General features: G+C 55.1%; 14 protein-coding genes. 10 read left to right on the top strand and 4 right to left on the bottom strand.

What is annotated here, in order from left to right; genetic code table 11:
- Positions 1-99: 99 nt before the first annotated feature.
- The 4 genes from araD to rluA all read left to right on the top strand — a co-directional run bounded on the left by araD (position 100) and on the right by rluA (position 7,123).
- Positions 100-795: an L-ribulose-5-phosphate 4-epimerase gene (gene araD, locus RTX30_RS04445; RefSeq protein ID WP_312687222.1), complete on the top strand. Its 696-nt coding sequence runs from the start codon at positions 100-102 to the stop codon at positions 793-795.
- 73 nt (positions 796-868) lie between these two features.
- Positions 869-3,226: a DNA polymerase II gene (gene polB, locus RTX30_RS04440; protein ID WP_312687220.1), complete on the top strand. Its 2,358-nt coding sequence runs from the start codon at positions 869-871 to the stop codon at positions 3,224-3,226.
- Positions 3,227-3,545: 319 nt separating this feature from the next.
- Positions 3,546-6,452 carry an RNA polymerase-associated protein RapA gene (gene rapA / locus RTX30_RS04435; RefSeq protein ID WP_312687218.1) on the top strand — a complete coding sequence of 969 codons (2,907 nt, stop codon included), beginning with the start codon at positions 3,546-3,548 and terminating at the stop codon, positions 6,450-6,452.
- 11 nt (positions 6,453-6,463) lie between these two features.
- Positions 6,464-7,123 (top strand): bifunctional tRNA pseudouridine(32) synthase/23S rRNA pseudouridine(746) synthase RluA, encoded by a 660-nt coding sequence (gene rluA, locus RTX30_RS04430; RefSeq protein WP_312687216.1) that lies wholly within the window; start codon positions 6,464-6,466, stop codon positions 7,121-7,123.
- A 37-nt stretch (positions 7,124-7,160) separates the two neighbouring features.
- On the opposite strand, the gene djlA is transcribed toward rluA, so the two are convergent.
- A complete protein-coding gene (gene djlA / locus RTX30_RS04425; RefSeq protein ID WP_312687214.1) occupies positions 7,161-7,991 on the bottom strand; it encodes a co-chaperone DjlA in 831 nt (276 codons plus the stop codon).
- 197 nt (positions 7,992-8,188) lie between these two features.
- Between djlA and lptD the strand changes: the two genes are divergently transcribed.
- The 6 genes from lptD to apaH are packed head-to-tail and all read left to right on the top strand — an operon-like array spanning position 8,189 to position 14,964.
- A complete protein-coding gene (lptD, locus tag RTX30_RS04420; RefSeq protein ID WP_312687212.1) occupies positions 8,189-10,585 on the top strand; it encodes an LPS assembly protein LptD in 2,397 nt (798 codons plus the stop codon).
- Between the two features lie 53 nt (positions 10,586-10,638).
- On the top strand, positions 10,639-11,925 hold the full coding sequence (surA, locus tag RTX30_RS04415; protein WP_312687210.1) for a peptidylprolyl isomerase SurA: 1,287 nt from the start codon (positions 10,639-10,641) through the stop codon (positions 11,923-11,925).
- Positions 11,926-12,912 (top strand): 4-hydroxythreonine-4-phosphate dehydrogenase PdxA, encoded by a 987-nt coding sequence (gene pdxA / locus RTX30_RS04410; RefSeq protein WP_312687208.1) that lies wholly within the window; start codon positions 11,926-11,928, stop codon positions 12,910-12,912.
- Positions 12,909-13,730, top strand: coding sequence for a 16S rRNA (adenine(1518)-N(6)/adenine(1519)-N(6))-dimethyltransferase RsmA (gene rsmA, locus RTX30_RS04405; RefSeq protein WP_312687206.1), 822 nt, complete (start codon positions 12,909-12,911; stop codon positions 13,728-13,730). Before pdxA ends, rsmA begins: the two co-directional genes overlap by 4 nt.
- Before the next feature lie 3 nt (positions 13,731-13,733).
- Positions 13,734-14,111 (top strand): Co2+/Mg2+ efflux protein ApaG, encoded by a 378-nt coding sequence (gene apaG, locus RTX30_RS04400; RefSeq protein ID WP_312687204.1) that lies wholly within the window; start codon positions 13,734-13,736, stop codon positions 14,109-14,111.
- A 4-nt stretch (positions 14,112-14,115) separates the two neighbouring features.
- Positions 14,116-14,964 carry a bis(5'-nucleosyl)-tetraphosphatase (symmetrical) ApaH gene (gene apaH, locus RTX30_RS04395; RefSeq protein ID WP_312687202.1) on the top strand — a complete coding sequence of 283 codons (849 nt, stop codon included), beginning with the start codon at positions 14,116-14,118 and terminating at the stop codon, positions 14,962-14,964.
- A 33-nt stretch (positions 14,965-14,997) separates the two neighbouring features.
- On the opposite strand, the gene folA is transcribed toward apaH, so the two are convergent.
- The 3 genes from folA to kefF all read right to left on the bottom strand — a co-directional run bounded on the left by folA (position 14,998) and on the right by kefF (position 18,039).
- Positions 14,998-15,477, bottom strand: a complete 480-nt coding sequence (gene folA / locus RTX30_RS04390) for a type 3 dihydrofolate reductase (protein WP_312687200.1) — start codon at positions 15,475-15,477, stop codon at positions 14,998-15,000.
- Positions 15,478-15,653: 176 nt separating this feature from the next.
- Positions 15,654-17,516: a glutathione-regulated potassium-efflux system protein KefC gene (gene kefC / locus RTX30_RS04385; RefSeq protein ID WP_312687198.1), complete on the bottom strand. Its 1,863-nt coding sequence runs from the start codon at positions 17,514-17,516 to the stop codon at positions 15,654-15,656.
- Positions 17,509-18,039, bottom strand: a complete 531-nt coding sequence (gene kefF, locus RTX30_RS04380) for a glutathione-regulated potassium-efflux system oxidoreductase KefF (protein ID WP_312687196.1) — start codon at positions 18,037-18,039, stop codon at positions 17,509-17,511. Before kefF ends, kefC begins: the two co-directional genes overlap by 8 nt.
- Between the last annotated feature and the right edge of the window lie 49 nt (positions 18,040-18,088).

Here is an 18,088-nt window from a genome sequence, read left to right as displayed (position 1 = left end):
GTTACGACCGCGCCCGGTGGCAATACGTTCACCGGGCCAGGTTACGTCGTAAGCCGGATGAGCGTTGCCGCCATCCGGTAACGTGTTCAGGAGAGAAGTATGCTCGACGATCTCAAACGGCAGGTGCTGGAAGCTAACCTGGCGCTGCCCAAACATAATCTGGTGACGCTGACCTGGGGTAACGTCAGCGCGGTAGACAGGCAAACAGGCCTGATGGTGATCAAACCGTCCGGCGTTGATTACAGTGTGATGACCGCCAACGACATGGTAGTGGTAGATATCACCACCGGCAAAGTGGTCGAAGGGACGAAGAAACCCTCTTCGGATACCCCGACCCACCGCCTGCTTTATCAGGCTTTCCCGACGATTGGCGGCATTGTGCATACTCATTCGCGTCACGCTACGATCTGGGCACAAGCGGGTCAGCCGATCCCGGCGACCGGTACCACGCATGCCGACTATTTTTACGGCGAGATCCCTTGCACCCGCAAGATGACCGACGAGGAGATCAACGGCGAGTATGAGTGGGAAACCGGTAATGTCATCGTTGAAACCTTTGAACGAAAAGGCATTGACGCAGCACAGATGCCAGGTGTGCTGGTGCACTCGCACGGGCCATTCGCATGGGGTAAAAATGCGGATGATGCGGTGCATAACGCCATCGTGCTCGAGGAAGTCGCCTATATGGGCATTTTCTGCCGCCAACTGACTCCACAACTGCCCGCTATGCAGCAAACCCTGCTGGATAAACATTATCTGCGCAAGCACGGGGCAAAAGCCTACTACGGGCAATAACTGTATAAAACCACAGCTTAAAAAACTGAACCAGGCTATAATCTTGCCTGGTTTTGTTTAATGAGAGAACGCTGTGGCGCAGGCGCGAGAAGGCTTTTTATTGACCCGACACTGGCGGGATACCCCCGCTGGCACCGAGGTGGAATTCTGGCTGGCAACGGACGAAGGTCCGTTGCGTGTTGTTCTGCCGCCACAGGAATCAGTGGCATTTATTCCTGCCACCCAGGTGGAAAAAACCAAACAGTTGCTGCGCAGTGAAAACCACTGGCGTTTAACCCCTCTGAATCTGGCGGATTTCCGCCGTCAACCCGTGTATGGCCTCTACTGCCGTGCCCACCGCCAGTTAATGCGCATTGAAAAACTGCTGCGTGAGAACGGCGTTACCCTCTACGAAGCCGATGTGCGCCCGCCTGAACGCTTTCTGATGGAACGCTTTATTACCGCGCCGGTGTGGGCCGATGGCGAGCGTCAGGGATCTGCGCTGGTCAATGCGCGTCTCAAACCCAACCCCCATTACCGACCACCGCTAAAATGGGTTTCACTGGATATCGAAACGAGCCGTCACGGCGAACTTTACTGTATTGGCCTTGAAGGCTGCGGTCAGCGCACCGTGTATATGCTGGGGCCAGAAAACGGCGACGCGCGGGCGCTGGATTTTGATCTCCACTATGTCGCCAGCCGGCCACAACTGTTAGAAAAGCTAAACGCCTGGTTTGCCGAACACGACCCGGATGTGATCATCGGCTGGAATCTGGTGCAATTTGACCTGCGGGTTCTGCAAAAGAGTGCCGAGCGCTACCGCGTGCCGCTTACGCTTGGGCGTCTCGGCAGTGAACTGGAGTGGCGCGAGCACGGTTTTAAAAACGGCGTGTTCTTTGCCCAGGCCACCGGCAGGCTGATTATTGACGGCATTGAAGCGCTGAAATCCGCCTTCTGGAACTTCTCCTCTTTCTCGCTGGAAGCTGTCTCGCGGGAGCTGCTGGGTGAAGGTAAAGCCATTGATAATCCGTGGGATCGCATGGATGAAATCGACAGACGCTTTGCCGAAGATAAACCGGCGCTCGCCACGTATAATTTGAAAGATTGCGAGTTGGTGACGCGCATTTTCCATAAAACGGAGATCATGCCGTTTCTGCTGGAGCGCGCCACGGTTAACGGCCTGCCGGCTGACCGGCACGGCGGCTCGGTCGCGGCATTCAGCCACCTCTATTTCCCCCGCATGCACCGTGCCGGGTACGTCGCGCCAAACCTTGGTGATGTTCCGCCTCAGGCCAGCCCAGGCGGCTATGTCATGGATTCCCGGCCGGGCTTGTACGACTCGGTACTGGTGCTTGACTATAAAAGCCTGTACCCCTCGATTATCCGCACTTTTTTGATAGATCCTGTAGGCCTGGTTGAAGGGATGGCGCAACCGGATAATGCACACAGTACTGAGGGTTTTCTTGGTGCCTGGTTTTCACGCGAAAAGCACTGTCTGCCGGGCATTGTCGGGCAGATCTGGCATGGGCGTGATGATGCCAGGCGTCAAGGCAACAAACCGCTGTCGCAGGCGCTGAAAATTATTATGAACGCGTTCTATGGCGTGCTCGGCACCAGCGCTTGCCGCTTTTTCGATCCCCGCCTGGCATCGTCGATCACCATGCGCGGCCATGAGATCATGCGCCAGACAAAAGCGCTGATCGAAGCGCAAGGTTATGACGTGATCTATGGCGACACCGACTCGACCTTTGTCTGGCTTAAAAAGCCGCACAGCGAAGAAGCAGCCGCGCAAATTGGCAAAGCGCTGGTAGAACAGGTCAACGCATGGTGGGCAGCACATTTACAGCAACAGGGGCTGGAGAGCGCGCTGGAGCTGGAGTTCGAAACCCATTTTTGCCGCTTTTTAATGCCCACCATTCGCGGTACCGACCAGGGTAGCAAAAAGCGTTACGCCGGGTTGATTCAGGAAGGCGACAACCAGCGTATGGTGTTTAAAGGGCTTGAGACGGTGCGCACTGACTGGACGCCACTGGCGCAACAGTTTCAGCAGACGCTTTACCTGCGCGTGTTTCGTAACGAGCCTTATGAGGACTATGTGCGCGAAACGATTGCCAGCCTGATGGCGGGCGAGCTCGATGCACAGCTGGTCTACCGTAAACGCCTGCGCCGGGCGCTGGCAGATTATGAACGCAATGTGCCCCCACACGTGCGCGCCGCCAGACTGGCCGATGAAGAAAACCGCAAGCGTGGTCGCCCGGCACAGTACCAGAATCGCGGCAGCATAAAATACGTCTGGACGCTCAACGGCCCGGAGCCGGTGGATTACCAGCACTCGCCACTGGATTACGATCACTACCTGAGCAAGCAGTTACAACCCGTCGCCGACGGAATTCTTCCTTTCATTGACGATGATTTTGCTACACTACTGACAGGGCAACTGGGATTATTTTAAAGCCACGTCATTCCGTCGCTAGCCTGAATAATTTGAGTTGCAGGGAACCTCTCGTCACGGATGTCAGTCAGTGACGGGGTGAGCGCCCCGTCTGCTGGAGCAGATTTCAACACTGTTCGCGGCAGCCTGAAGGGTGATGCTCATGGACGAGCCGGGTAGCAAAGCCAACGCGCATGCAACCTGAAGTATGACGGGTATATACGAACGAGGTGTCATCCAGTACCATAGCGCCCTTCCTGTTCCTGGCCCCAAATTTATGCCCGCCTAACCTAAGGCGGTGACGAACTATTGCCTGAAATTTGAGATATAGAGTCCATTTATGCCCTTTACACTTGGTCAACGCTGGATTAGCGACACGGAAAGCGAACTCGGACTTGGTACGGTCGTCGCAATGGATGCGCGCACAGTTACGCTGCTGTTTCCCGCCACGGGAGAAAACCGTTTGTACGCACGCAGCGATTCACCCGTTACCCGCGTGATGTTTAACCCCGGCGATACGGTCACCAGTCATGAAGGCTGGCAGCTCGCGGTTGAAGACGTAAAAGAAGAAAATGGCCTGCTTGCCTACACCGGGACTCGCCTGGATACGCAAGAGAGCAATGTCGTGCTGCGCGAAGTCCTGCTCGACAGCAAGCTGGTGTTCAGCAAGCCACAGGACCGCCTGTTTGCCGGGCAAGTGGATCGCATGGACCGCTTTTCGTTGCGTTTTCGCGCCCGTAAATACCAAAGTGAACAGTACCGCATGCCGTGGAGCGGTCTGCGCGGTCAGCGCACCAACCTGATCCCGCACCAGTTACATATCGCTCACGATGTTGGTCGCCGTCACGCGCCACGCGTTCTGCTGGCCGATGAAGTAGGCCTGGGTAAAACCATCGAAGCCGGCATGATCCTGCATCAACAGTTGCTCTCTGGCGCCGCTGAGCGCGTTCTGATCGTGGTACCGGAAACCCTGCAACACCAGTGGCTGGTAGAAATGCTGCGTCGCTTTAACCTGCGTTTTTCGCTGTTTGATGACGAGCGCTATGCAGAAGCCCAACACGATGCGGACAACCCGTTTGAAACAGAACAACTGGTGATTTGCTCACTCGACTTCGTACGTCGCAATAAACAGCGGCTGGAGCACCTGTGCGAGGCGGAATGGGATCTGCTGGTAGTTGACGAAGCGCACCACCTGGTGTGGAGCGAGAACGAAGCGAGCCGCGAATATCTGGCCATTGAACAACTGGCCGAACGCGTACCGGGCATTCTGCTGCTGACCGCCACGCCGGAGCAACTGGGGATGGAGAGCCATTTCGCCCGTTTGCGCCTGCTGGATCCGAATCGCTTTCATGATTTTGCCCAGTTTGTGGAAGAGCAACAAAACTACCGCCCGGTAGCCGATGCCGTTGCGCTGCTGCTGGCAGGTAAGCATCTGAGTAATGAAGAGCTAAATACCTTAAGCGATCTGATTGGCGAACAGGATATCGAGCCATTACTGCAAACCGCCAACAGCGATCGCGACAATGCCGACGCGGCCCGCCAGGAGCTGATCGCCATGCTGATGGATCGCCACGGCACCAGCCGCGTGCTGTTCCGCAACACACGTAATGGCGTGAAAGGTTTCCCGAAACGCGAGTTGCACACGGTGAAATTGCCGTTGCCTACCCAGTATCAAACCGCGATTAAAGTTTCCGGCATTATGGGCGCGCGCAAGAGTCAGGAAGAACGCGCGCGCGACATGCTCTACCCGGAACAAATTTATCAGGAATTTGAAGGCGATAGCGGCACGTGGTGGAACTTCGATCCGCGGGTTGAGTGGCTGATGGGTTACCTGACCAGTCACCGTTCGCAGAAAGTGCTGGTGATTTGCGCTAAAGCCGCCACCGCGCTGCAACTGGAGCAGGTTCTGCGCGAGCGTGAAGGCATCCGCGCGGCGGTGTTCCATGAAGGGATGTCTATTATTGAGCGTGACCGGGCCGCAGCGTGGTTTGGTGAAGAAGACAGCGGTGCGCAGGTGCTGTTGTGCTCGGAGATCGGCTCTGAAGGCCGTAATTTCCAGTTCGCCAGCCATCTCGTCATGTTCGATTTGCCGTTCAACCCGGATCTGCTGGAGCAACGCATCGGCCGTCTGGATCGTATTGGCCAGGCACACGATATTCAGATCCACGTCCCATATTTAGAGAAAACCGCCCAGTCCGTTCTGGTGCGCTGGTACCACGAAGGTCTGGATGCTTTTGAGCACACCTGCCCGACGGGTCGCACAATCTATGACAGCGTGCATAACCCATTGATCGGTTATCTGGCCGCGCCGGAAAACAGTGAAGGCTTTGAAGAGCTGATCAAATCCTGTCGCGAACAGCACGATGCGCTGAAAATCCAGTTGGAACAGGGTCGGGATCGTCTGCTGGAGATCCACTCCAACGGTGGCGAGAAAGCACAGGCGCTGGCCGACAGCATTGCCGAACAGGACGATGACACGGCACTGATCAGCTTCGCCATGAACCTGTTCGATATTATTGGTATCAACCAGGACGATCGTGGCGAAAATATGATTGTTCTCACGCCGTCGGATCATATGCTGGTACCCGACTTCCCGGGGTTACCGGAAGATGGCTGCACCATCACCTTTGATCGCGATGTCGCACTCTCCCGTGAAGATGCACAGTTTATTACCTGGGAGCACCCGTTAATCCGCAACGGTCTGGATCTGATCCTCTCCGGCGATACTGGCAGCAGCACCCTGTCGCTGCTGAAAAACAAAGCGCTGCCGGTCGGTACTCTGTTGCTGGAATTGATTTATGTGGTAGAAGCCCAGGCACCGAAGCAGTTGCAACTTAACCGCTTCCTGCCGCCAACGCCGATTCGCCTGCTGGTCGATAAAAACGGCACCAACCTGGCAGCACAGGTCGAGTTTGAAAGCTTTAACCGCCAACTCAGCGCCGTTAACCGCCACACAGCCAGTAAACTGGTCAATGCGGTTCAGCAGGAGGTACACACTATTCTGCAGAAAGGCGAAGCACAGGTCGAAGCCGCCGCGCGCACATTAATCGATGCCGCACGTAGCGAAGCCGATGAGAAATTATCGGCCGAGTTTTCTCGCCTGGAAGCGCTGAAAGCGGTCAACCCGAACATCCGCGATGACGAACTGGCTGCCATTGAAAGCAACCGCCAGCAGGTGATGGATAGCCTGGCGCAGGCAGGCTGGCGACTGGATGCGCTGCGTTTGATCGTTGTGACGCATCAGTAACGGAGCTGGCAATGATGATGGAGCCCTACAATCCGCCACGGGATCCCTGGCTGGTTATTCTTTATCAGGATGAGCACATTATGGTCGTCAACAAGCCCAGCGGCTTGTTGTCGGTGCCGGGGCGTCTGGAAGAACACAAAGACAGCGTGATGACGCGCATTCAGCGCGACTTTCCTCAGGCCGAATCGGTGCATCGTCTGGATATGGCGACCAGCGGGGTGATTGTAGTGGCGTTGACGAAAGCAGCGGAGCGAGAATTAAAGCGACAGTTTCGCGAACGTGAGCCGAAAAAGCAGTACCTGGCACGTGTCTGGGGTCACCCGGAAAACGCCGAAGGTCTGGTGGATTTGCCACTGATTTGCGACTGGCCGAATCGCCCGAAGCAGAAAGTATGTTACGAAACCGGTAAAACGGCGCAAACCGAGTACGACGTGTTGAGTTACGACGAGGATGGCACGACGCGCGTGCGGCTGAAGCCGATTACCGGGCGCTCGCATCAACTGCGCGTGCATATGCTGGCGCTGGGGCACCCGATTCTGGGCGATCGCTTCTACGCGCCGCCGGCCGCGCTGGCAATGGCACCGCGTTTGTTGCTGCATGCCGAAACGCTGACCATTACCCATCCGACGTTCGGCAACAGCATGACGTTCAGAGCGCCGGTTGATTTCTGACTGGTTCCCCCGCCGTTAGCGCGGGGGGATATCCTGCTTAGCGGAATCCCTTCTGCTCGCGGATCAATTCGTACGCTTTTTGAATTTCCTGCGCCTTTTGTTTCGCCATCTCCATCATTTCTGGCGGCAACCCTTTTGCTACCAGCTTGTCCGGATGATGTTCGCCCATCAACTTGCGATACGCTCGCTTAATCGTGGTGGCGTCATCCGTCGCTTTAACGCCCAGCACATTACAGGCATCTTCCAGCGTCGGCCGACGCTGCGTCTGCTGCCAGCCTGCGCCACCGCCAGAATGCTGTTGCTGCTGTTGATGGAAACCGCCACCAAACTGCGCGCCGCCCTGCATCATGCGCAGGAACTGATCGAACTGCAGACGTGAGATCCCCAGCTCCTCGGCGAGGACGTACAGCACCTGCCGTTCACTGGGATGCAACGTACCGTCGGCAAAAGCCGCCTGGATTTGAATTTCCAGAAACATCCTAATCAAATCAAAGCGCCCGAAACAAATGCTGCGGAACTGTCGCATTTTGTCGCGAAGCGGATAATTGTCCGTTTTGCCGACGCGAAAAGCGTGCTGCGCCGCGGTCCGCGACTCGCCGTGCAGGTTCATCCGGTCCATAAACAGGCTGGCGACCTGAATGTCTGCTTCGGTAACGCGACCCTTCGATTTGGTCAGGTGCCCCATCACTTCAAAAGTGGTGGCAAAAAAGAGCGACTGACGTTCACGTTGATTGGCAAACCACGCCATTTTACGGCTGCGCGCTTTATCAAACATATGCCCGACAATGAGCCCAAGAATCGCGCCCCAAAAGCCGCCGCCCACGAAAAGGGCAATGACTACACCAACCACTTTTCCCCAATACTGCATATACTCCCCAAATCGTCATGCCGTCGGCTAAAATTTGCTTTATCATACCCGTCATTCTATGCCGTGCACAGGCACAGTCTTCTCTGACCTGGCTCGACCGCGGGCAGGATTAACACTAGCGTTGCAAAGGTGAGTAAGTTAGTCTCTGACCGTTTGCCAGCGTAAAGCCACAGATGACGGAACAACAAATACAACGTATGAAAAAACGTATCCCCACCCTCCTGGCCACCATGATTGGCTCTGCTCTCTATAGCCAGCAGGGGATGGCAGCCGATCTCGCCTCGCAATGTATGCTTGGCGTTCCCAGCTACAACCGCCCACTGGTGCAAGGCGATACCAACAACTTACCGGTGACTATTAACGCCGATCATGCAAAGGGCAACTACCCGGATAATGCCGATTTTAGCGGCAATGTTGATATTAATCAGGGTAATAGCCGCTTGCAGGCTGATGAAGTTCAGCTTCACCAGAAGCAGGCGGAAGGTCAGACGGAACCGGTTCGCACAGTGGATGCACTGGGTAATGTGCACTATGACGACAATCAGGTCATCCTGAAAGGTCCGAAAGCCTGGGCAAATTTAAATACTAAAGACACCAACGTCTGGAACGGTGATTACCAGATGGTCGGACGCCAGGGGCGCGGTAACGCTGACCTGATGAAACAGCGCGGACAAAACCGTTACACCATTCTGGAAAACGGCTCATTCACTTCATGCTTGCCGGGTTCAGATACCTGGAGTGTGGTTGGCAGTGAAGTGATTCACGATCGCGAAGAGCAGGTTGCCGAAATCTGGAATGCGCGCTTTAAACTCGGGCCGGTGCCAGTGTTCTACAGCCCTTATTTGCAGCTGCCAGTGGGTGATAAACGCCGCTCCGGTTTCTTGATCCCGAACGCCAAGTACAGCACAACGAACTACTTCGAATTTTATCTGCCGTACTACTGGAACATTGCGCCAAACTTCGATGCAACGCTGACGCCGCATTACATGCATAAGCGTGGCGGGGTACAGTGGCAGAACGAATTCCGTTATCTGACTCAGGCCGGTTCAGGTCTGGTCGAGTTTGATTATCTGCCGTCTGATAAAGTCTACGCAGGTGACTACCCGGCAGAAGGCGATCGCCATCGCTGGTTGTTCTACTGGCAGCATGCCGGGGTAATGGATCAGGTTTGGCGTTTTAACGTTGACTACACCAAAGTCAGCGATGCCAGCTATTTTAATGACTTCTCGTCAAAATACGGTTCCAGTACCGACGGTTACGCCACGCAAAAATTTAGCGTCGGCTACGCGGTGGAAAACTTTGACGCGACCGTCTCTACCAAACAGTTCCAGGTCTTTAACCGCCAGAACAGCAACTCCTATTCGGCAGAGCCGCAACTGGATGTGAACTGGTACCACAATGATTTGGGGCCGTTTGACGCGCACATTTATGGCCAGGCAGTTAACTTCGTCAGCACAAGCTCTAACAACCCGGAAGCGACGCGTGTCCACCTGGAACCGACGCTGAGCCTGCCGGTGTCCAATGAGTGGAGCAGCCTGAATACCGAGGTTAAATTGCTGGCGACACACTACCAGCAGAGCAATCTTGATAACTATCGTTCCTACGCGCAGCAGCAGTACAACAATAGTGCGAGCAGCTCAAATCTCACCACGCTGGAGTCAGCAAACCGACTCAAAGACTCCGTTAACCGTGTAATGCCGCAGTTCAAAATGGACGGCAAACTGGTGTTCGAACGGGATATGAACTGGGCGGAGGGTTACACTCAGACGCTGGAGCCGCGCGCGCAGTACCTGTACGTGCCGTATCGCGACCAGAGTCATATCAACAACTACGACTCCACCCTGCTGCAATCAGACTATAGCGGTCTGTTCCGCGACCGCACCTACGGGGGTCTCGACCGTATTGCCTCCGCGAACCAGGTCACTACCGGCGTCACAACCCGTATTTATGATGATGCGGCAGTTGAACGTTTTAACGTTTCTGTTGGTCAAATCTACTATTTCACCGAGTCACGTACCGGTGATGACAACATTAACTGGGAGAAAGACAACAAAACGGGCCCGCTGGTATGGGCTGGAGATACCTACTGGCGTATCTCCGATCGCTGGGGTCTGCGCGGCGGGGTTCAGTACGACACGCGTCTGAACAGCATTGCGAACAGCAGTTCATCGCTCGAATACCGCCGTGATGAAGACCGTATGGTGCAACTGAGTTATCGTTACGCCAGTCCGGAATATATCCAGGCAACGCTGCCAAGCTATGCCAGCGTTGCGCAATATAAAGACGGTATTTCGCAAGTGGGTGCAGTGGCGAGTTGGCCGATCGTTGATCGCTGGTCTGTTGTCGGTGCTTACTACTTCGATACCAATACTCACAAACCTGCCGACCAGATGTTAGGTTTGCAGTACAACTCCTGCTGTTATGCAATTCGCGTGGGCTATGAGCGCAAAATTAACGGCTGGCAAAATGACCAAAGCAAGTATGACAACGCCATCGGTTTCAACATTGAACTGCGCGGTCTGAGTTCCAACTACGGTTTGGGCACGCAACAAATGCTGCGTTCGAACATTCTGCCGTACCGTAGTTCAATGTGATCTGTTTGATTTGCAACGTAATCCGCATTGCGGTTAATTGAAATGGAAAAGGTATGAAGAACTGGAAAACGCTGCTCCTCGGTATCGCTATGGTTGCGAATACCAGTTTTGCAGCGCCTCAGGTTGTCGATAAAGTCGCCGCCGTCGTGAACAACGGCGTCGTGCTTGAAAGTGACGTTGATAGTTTGATGCAATCCGTGAAGGCAAACGCAGGCCAGGCGGGCCAGCAGTTGCCGGATGACGCCACGCTGCGCCATCAGATCCTTGAACGTCTGATCATGGATCAAATCATCCTGCAAATGGGCACCAAAATGGGCGTCAAAGTGACCGACGAACAGCTTGATGCCGCCATCGCGGATATTGCTAAACAAAACAATATGACGATGGACCAAATGCGTAGCCGCCTGGCTTACGACGGGGTGAATTTCAGCACTTACCGTAACCAGATCCGCAAAGAAATGATCATTTCTGAAGTCCGCAACAGCGAAGTACGCCGTCGCGTGACCGTGCTGCCGCAGGAAGTCGAAACGCTGGCTAAGCAGGTTGGGAACCAGAACGATGCCAGCACCGAGCTGAATCTGAGCCACATTCTGATCCCATTGCCGGAAAACCCGACCTCCGATCAGGTTAACGAAGCGGAAAGCCAGGCGCGTTCAATCGTTGAACAGGCCCGTAACGGCAACGACTTCGGTAAACTGGCCATCACCTATTCTGCCGACCAGCAAGCGCTGAAAGGCGGTCAAATGGGTTGGGGTCGAATTCAGGAACTGCCGAGCATTTTTGCTCAGGCACTCAGCACCGCGAAAAAAGGCGACGTCATTGGGCCAATCCGTTCTGGTGTAGGTTTCCATATTCTGAAAGTGAACGATCTGCGCGGCCAGAGTCAGAGCATTTCCGTCACCGAAGTACATGCGCGGCATATCCTGCTGAAGCCGTCGCCGATCATGAGCGACGATCAGGCGCGGGTAAAACTGGAACAGATCGCAGCCGACATCAAGAGTGGCAAAACCACTTTTGCTAACGCAGCGAAAGAGTTCTCACAGGATCCAGGCTCTGCCAACCAGGGCGGCGATCTGGGCTGGGCGGCGGCGGATATTTACGATCCGGCTTTCCGCGATGCACTGATGAAACTGAAACGCGGTCAGATGAGCGGCCCGGTACACTCCTCCTTCGGCTGGCATCTGATCGAGATGCTGGATAGCCGCAACGTCGATAAGACCGATGCTGCCCAGAAAGACAGAGCTTACCGCATGCTGATGAACCGTAAGTTCTCTGAAGAAGCGGCAACCTGGATGCAGGAACAGCGCGCCAGCGCTTACGTCAAAATTCTGAGCAACTAAATGAAGACAGCGCGTGTCATTATCACTCCCGGCGAACCTGCCGGGATTGGCCCGGATTTAGTGGTGCAACTCGCCCAGCGCGACTGGCCGGTTGAACTGGTTATCTGTGCAGATGCGACGCTATTAACAGACCGGGCTGCGCTGCTCGGTCTGCCACTGGCGCTGCGGGAGTACGTTCCCGGCACGCCAGCAGTGGCACAACAGGCCGGTACACTGACACTGTTACCTGTTCCTCTGCGCACCCCGGCAACGCCGGGCATGCTGAATACGCTCAATGGTCCTTACGTTGTTGATACGCTTGCCCGTGCTTGCGACGGCTGCCTGAACGGCGAGTTTGCAGCGCTAATTACAGGACCGGTGCATAAAGGCGTTATCAACGATGCGGGTACCCCCTTTACCGGGCATACCGAGTTCTTTGAAGAGCGTTCGCAGGCGACCAAAGTCGTGATGATGCTGGCTACTGAAGCGCTGCGCGTGGCGCTGGCCACCACGCATTTGCCGCTCAAAGCCGTAGCCGATGCCATTACACCGGCGCTGCTGCACGAAGTGATCGGCATTCTGCACGCGGATTTGCAGCAGAAGTTTGGCATTCCGCAGCCGCACATTCTGGTTTGTGGTCTTAACCCGCACGCGGGTGAAGGCGGCCATATGGGGACGGAAGAGATCGACACGATCATTCCGGTGCTGGATGCGTTGCGCGCGCAAGGGATGCATTTGAGCGGTCCACTGCCTGCCGACACGCTGTTTCAGCCCAAATACCTTGATAATGCCGACGCCGTGCTGGCGATGTACCACGATCAGGGTCTGCCCGTGCTAAAATACCAGGGATTTGGCCGTGGCGTGAATATCACCCTCGGTTTACCTTTTATTCGTACATCTGTCGATCACGGTACCGCGCTTGAACTGGCGGGCCAGGGCACGGCAGATGTCGGCAGTTTTATTACGGCGCTTAATCTCGCCATCAAAATGATTGTTAATACTCAATGAATAATCGCGTCCATCAGGGCCACTTAGCCCGCAAACGCTTCGGGCAAAACTTTCTCCACGACCAGTTCGTGATCGACAGCATCGTTTCGGCGATCAATCCGCAAAAAGACCAGGCCATGGTAGAAATCGGCCCCGGGCTTGGCGCGCTGACCGAGCCGGTTGGCGAACGTCTGGATAAAATGACGGTCATCGAGCTTGACCGCGATCTGGCCGCACGCCTGCAAACGCATCCTTTCCTCGCACCGAAACTGACTATCTATCAGCAAGATGCGATGACGATGAATTTCGGCGAACTTTCTCAGACGTTAGGCCAGCCGCTGCGTGTCTTCGGCAACCTGCCGTATAACATCTCGACGCCGCTGATGTTCCATCTGTTTAGCTATACTGATGCCATTGCTGACATGCATTTTATGTTGCAGAAAGAGGTGGTGAATCGCCTGGTTGCAGGGCCAAACAGTAAGGCGTATGGTCGCTTGAGCGTCATGGCACAATATTACTGTCAGGTCATACCGGTACTGGAAGTGCCGCCAACTGCATTTGCGCCGCCGCCAAAAGTGGATTCTGCGGTTGTTCGCCTGGTGCCGCATGCGACCTCACCGTACCCGGTGAAGGATATTCGTGTACTGAGCCGCATCACGACGGAAGCGTTTAACCAACGTCGCAAGACCATCCGCAACAGCCTCGGCAATGTCTTTACCGTTGAGGTGCTGACGTCGCTGGGTATTGATCCGGCGATGCGTGCAGAAAATATCTCTGTTGCACAATATTGCCAGTTAGCTAACTACCTGACTGACAATGCGCCGCCAAAGGAGTGCTAAGTTATGATCAATTCGCCCCGAGTTTGTATCCAGGTGCAAAGCGTCTACATTGAGTCTCAGTCCGCTCCCGACGATGAACGTTATGTTTTTGCTTACACCATTACTATTCGGAACCTGGGGCGAACCCCTGTCCAGTTGCTCAAACGCTACTGGCTGATCACTAATGGCAATGGCCGCGAAACAGAAGTTCAGGGCGAAGGTGTGGTAGGCGTCCAGCCACACATCGAGCCCGGCGGCGAATATCAATATACCAGCGGTGCGGTTATCGAAACGCCGCTGGGCACCATGCAAGGCCACTACGAGATGATCGATGCGCAGGGTGAACCTTTCCGCATCGCCATCCCGGTCTTCCGACTCGCCGTTCCAACACTGATCCATTAATACAATGTCTACATATCTTATTGGCGACGTTCATGGTTGCTATGATGAACTGATCGCATTGTTAAAGCAGGTCGATTTCACGCCCGGCAAAGACACGTTATGGCTGACAGGCGATCTGGTCGCTCGTGGGCCGGGTTCGCTGGAAGTGCTGCGTTTCGTCAAATCTCTTGGCGATAGCGTACGTCTCGTTCTGGGGAACCATGACCTTCATCTGCTGGCGGTTTTTGCCGGCATCAGCCGGAATAAGCCAAAAGATCGGCTGACTCCGCTGCTGGAAGCGCCAGATGCCGACGAGCTGATTAACTGGCTGCGTCGCCAGCCGTTATTGCAAATCGACGGCGAGAAAAAACTGGTAATGGCGCATGCCGGCATCACGCCGCAATGGGATCTGGATACCGCCCGACACTGTGCGCACGACATCGAAGCCGTGCTGTCGAGCGACTCTTACCCGCTGTTTCTTGACGCCATGTACGGCGATCTGCCGAATCACTGGAGCCCGGAGCTGAGCGGCCTTGCGCGTCTGCGTTTTATCACCAATGCATTGACGCGTATGCGCTATTGCTTCCCGAACGGGCAGCTCGACATGTACTGCAAAGATATTCCTGCGCATGCCCCTGCGCCGCTTAAACCCTGGTTCTCCATTCCTGGGCCAGTATCACAAGAGTACAGCATTGTCTTTGGTCACTGGGCATCGCTGGAAGGTGAAGGGACACCAGAAGGGATTTACGGGCTGGATACCGGTTGCTGCTGGGGTGGAGTTTTAACGTGCCTGCGTTGGGAAGACAAAGCGTACTTTGTCCAGCCGTCGAATCGCCAGATGGATTTGGGCGACGATGAGGCCATCGCCTCCTGAAAAAGATTCCCCGGTTTAGGCCGGGGAAGTCTCTTATCTGCGATCGAGGATCTCGAAGCAGTAACTGTGTGAATTCTGTGCGTCTGCGTCGTTAAACTCACTGAACACAGACTCCCACTCATCCGGATCGTAATCAGGGAAATGGGTGTCACCTTCCACTTCCGCATCAATGTGCGTCAGATACAGGCGTTGCGCTTTCGGCAGGAACTGCTCGTAAACGCGGCCACCGCCGATCACCATAATCTCTTCCACGTCGCCACACTCGGCAATCGCTTCATCAACAGATTTTACCCATACCACGCGATCGTCCGTACCGGGCTTGCTGCTGATGACAATGTTTTTTCGGCCCGGCAACGGGCGACCAATGGACTCCCAGGTCAGGCGGCCCATTACGACAGGCTTGTTTAAGGTGTTGCGCTTAAACCAGGCGAGATCGGCAGGTAAATTCCACGGCATTGCGTTTTCCATGCCAATGACGCGATCCACCGCTAACGCCGCAATCAAACTGATCATTCATTCATTCCTGGATGCAAAAAAATTGTCGCCACTATACGGAAAGCGCAATCTTTCGTCGACGGTGTACAAGGTAAAGAATGAGAAAATTTTCTATTCTGCTGGCGGCTCCACAGCACAACACTGTACCGCCAGCATGCCTCTCTTTGTGAATCAGTCCGTTAGCCGCGACGAGCTCAGTTCTGCGGTTTCACAGCGGGCTCATCGGCAACATTGCCTGTATGTCGCCCCTCTTCCGTACCCTGCCAGCCATGCTGCTGGATCAGCGAAAGATGCGCGCGATCCTCCGAAATAATTTCCGTCAGCATCGCACTGGTGCGTTTAAATACTGCCGCCCGGGCGAGTGCATCGTTCTCTACTTGCGCCATCTCATCCACCATTTGTGTATTGAAACGGCGGAAATGATCGGCTCTTTCTCGGGCTTCATACGACCCCAGCCCCAATCCCTCCAGCGCGATTCGGCCCACTTTTAATGCTGCTTCGAACGTTTCACGCTCAGGTTTCTCTACCCCCGCCAGGCGCAAACGTATGTAGTGATCCACATCGCGGGCGCGGGCGATAATCTGCAAATGTGGGAAATGCTCTCTCGCCAGTTCTGTCAGCAGCAGGCTCCCTTGCGGATCATCAATCGCATTAATCAACACTTCCGCACGCGCGGCCCCCGCAGATTCCAGCAGATCCACCCGCGTTGCATCGCCATAAAATACCTTCATGCCAAACTTACGCAGCGTTTCAATATGATCCGGATCGTGATCCAGCACCACCATCTTCACACCGCTGGAAAGTAATAAACGTCCGGCGATCTGCCCAAAGCGGCCAAAACCGGCGATGATCACCCGCGCCTCTTCTTCATCAATCTCGTCGGCTTCGCGTTCTTGCTGCGAGCCTGTTTTTTCCAGCCGGGTGAGCAGTACCAGCAGCACGGGGGTCGCCGCCATTGATAATGCGACCGTCAGGGTTAAGGCTTTCGACCACTCGCTATCCAGCACCTGTGCCGTTTGCGCCGCGCCAAACACCACAAACGCAAATTCACTCCCCTGCCCCAGCAGTGCAGCAAACCAGAGCCGCTGTTTACCCGGTACGCTTAGCGGGCGGGCAATCAGCCACAATACCGCGCTTTTGATTGCCAGGAACCCGACCAACAGCAGCAGAATACGCAGCGGGTGAGTGACTAATGTGCCAAAATCGATCGACATCCCCACACCGATAAAGAACAGTCCGAGCAGCAGACCTTTGAACGGTTCAATATCGCTCTCCAGCGCATGGCGATATTCAGAACTGGCGAGCAGGACCCCGGCCAGAAATGCGCCCATCGCCATCGACAGCCCGGCTTCTTCAAGTAATAAACCAAAACCAAAGACCAGGAACAGCGCTACCGCGCAAAAGACTTCACGCAGGCCGGAGCGGGCGACAAAACGCAGTGCCGGGCGTGCAACATACCGCCCGATTAACACCACCAGCGCCAGCGCACCTGCCACTTTTAATGCCGAAAGCGTAAACGCGCCCAGTGTGGTCGACGCCCCGCTTGCCGCCAGTAGCGGGATCATCGCCACCAACGGAATGGCGGCGATATCCTGAAACAGTAGCACGGAAAAGGCGCTACGCCCCATTTGCGACACGGTCAGGTTGCGCTCATTCATCGCCTGCATGGCAATCGCGGTTGAAGAGAGTGCCAGCGTCAGACCAATTAGCAACGCCACGGGCCAGGGCAGCCCAAGCAATGCGCAGAAGAGACCAAGCAGGATCCCGCAGCTGGCCATTTGTAGCGCTCCGCCGCCAAATACCGATGCGCGTAGCTTCCATAACCGCTGCGGATCCAGCTCCAGACCAATCACAAACAGCATCAACACCACGCCGATTTCGGCAAAATGAAGGATCGATTCGGCGTCTGTCACCAGACGTAACCCCCACGGGCCAATCACCCCGCCCGCGATCAAATAACCGAGCACAGACCCCAGCCCCAGCCGTACCGCAATGGGTACAATGAGTGCCGCCGAGCCCAGATAGATCAGGGCCTGAATCAGAGAGTGACTATCCACGCTGCGCCTCCTGCCATTCCAGCAAGCGATGTTTGTAATGCCGCGCCTGTGACTGCAACGTTTCATCGTCACAAACAAAGGTGTAATGCACCGCACAAGGCGGTAACCAGTTCAACCCACAATATAGCGCCGTCGCTTGCAGAGGCTGGCATAAGACATCGAACCCTGGATGCGAACCAATATTGAAGTGGTTCTCGCCGCCGCCGGTGGTCACTGCCCACATCACACTTTTTCCGCGCAGCGCTGTGCCACCGTGACCGTAAGCCCAGCCGTGCGCCAGCACTTTATCAATCCATAATTTCAGCAGCGGCGTTACACCGTACCATTGCATAGGGTGCTGCCAGACAATAAGGTCAGCGCGGGAAACAGCTTCCTGTTCTGCGGCAACGTCGATATTAAAATCAGGGTAGAGTTCGTAGAGGGAGCGGACTTCCACATTTTCCAGCGTCCCTGCCAGTTCAATCATCCGTTTATTCGCATGCGAATGCTGCGGATAAGGATGTGCATAAATAATCAGAATCATTGATTAGCCTGTTTTCACTCAACTATTTTCCTTCAGAGTGTAGACAGTT

It is taken from the genome of Kosakonia sp. (assembly GCF_032052965.1).
GTDB lineage: Bacteria > Pseudomonadota > Gammaproteobacteria > Enterobacterales > Enterobacteriaceae > Kosakonia.
The sequence above is the reverse complement of the archived record's forward strand: the minus strand, read 5'-3'. Positions and strand labels throughout refer to the sequence as shown.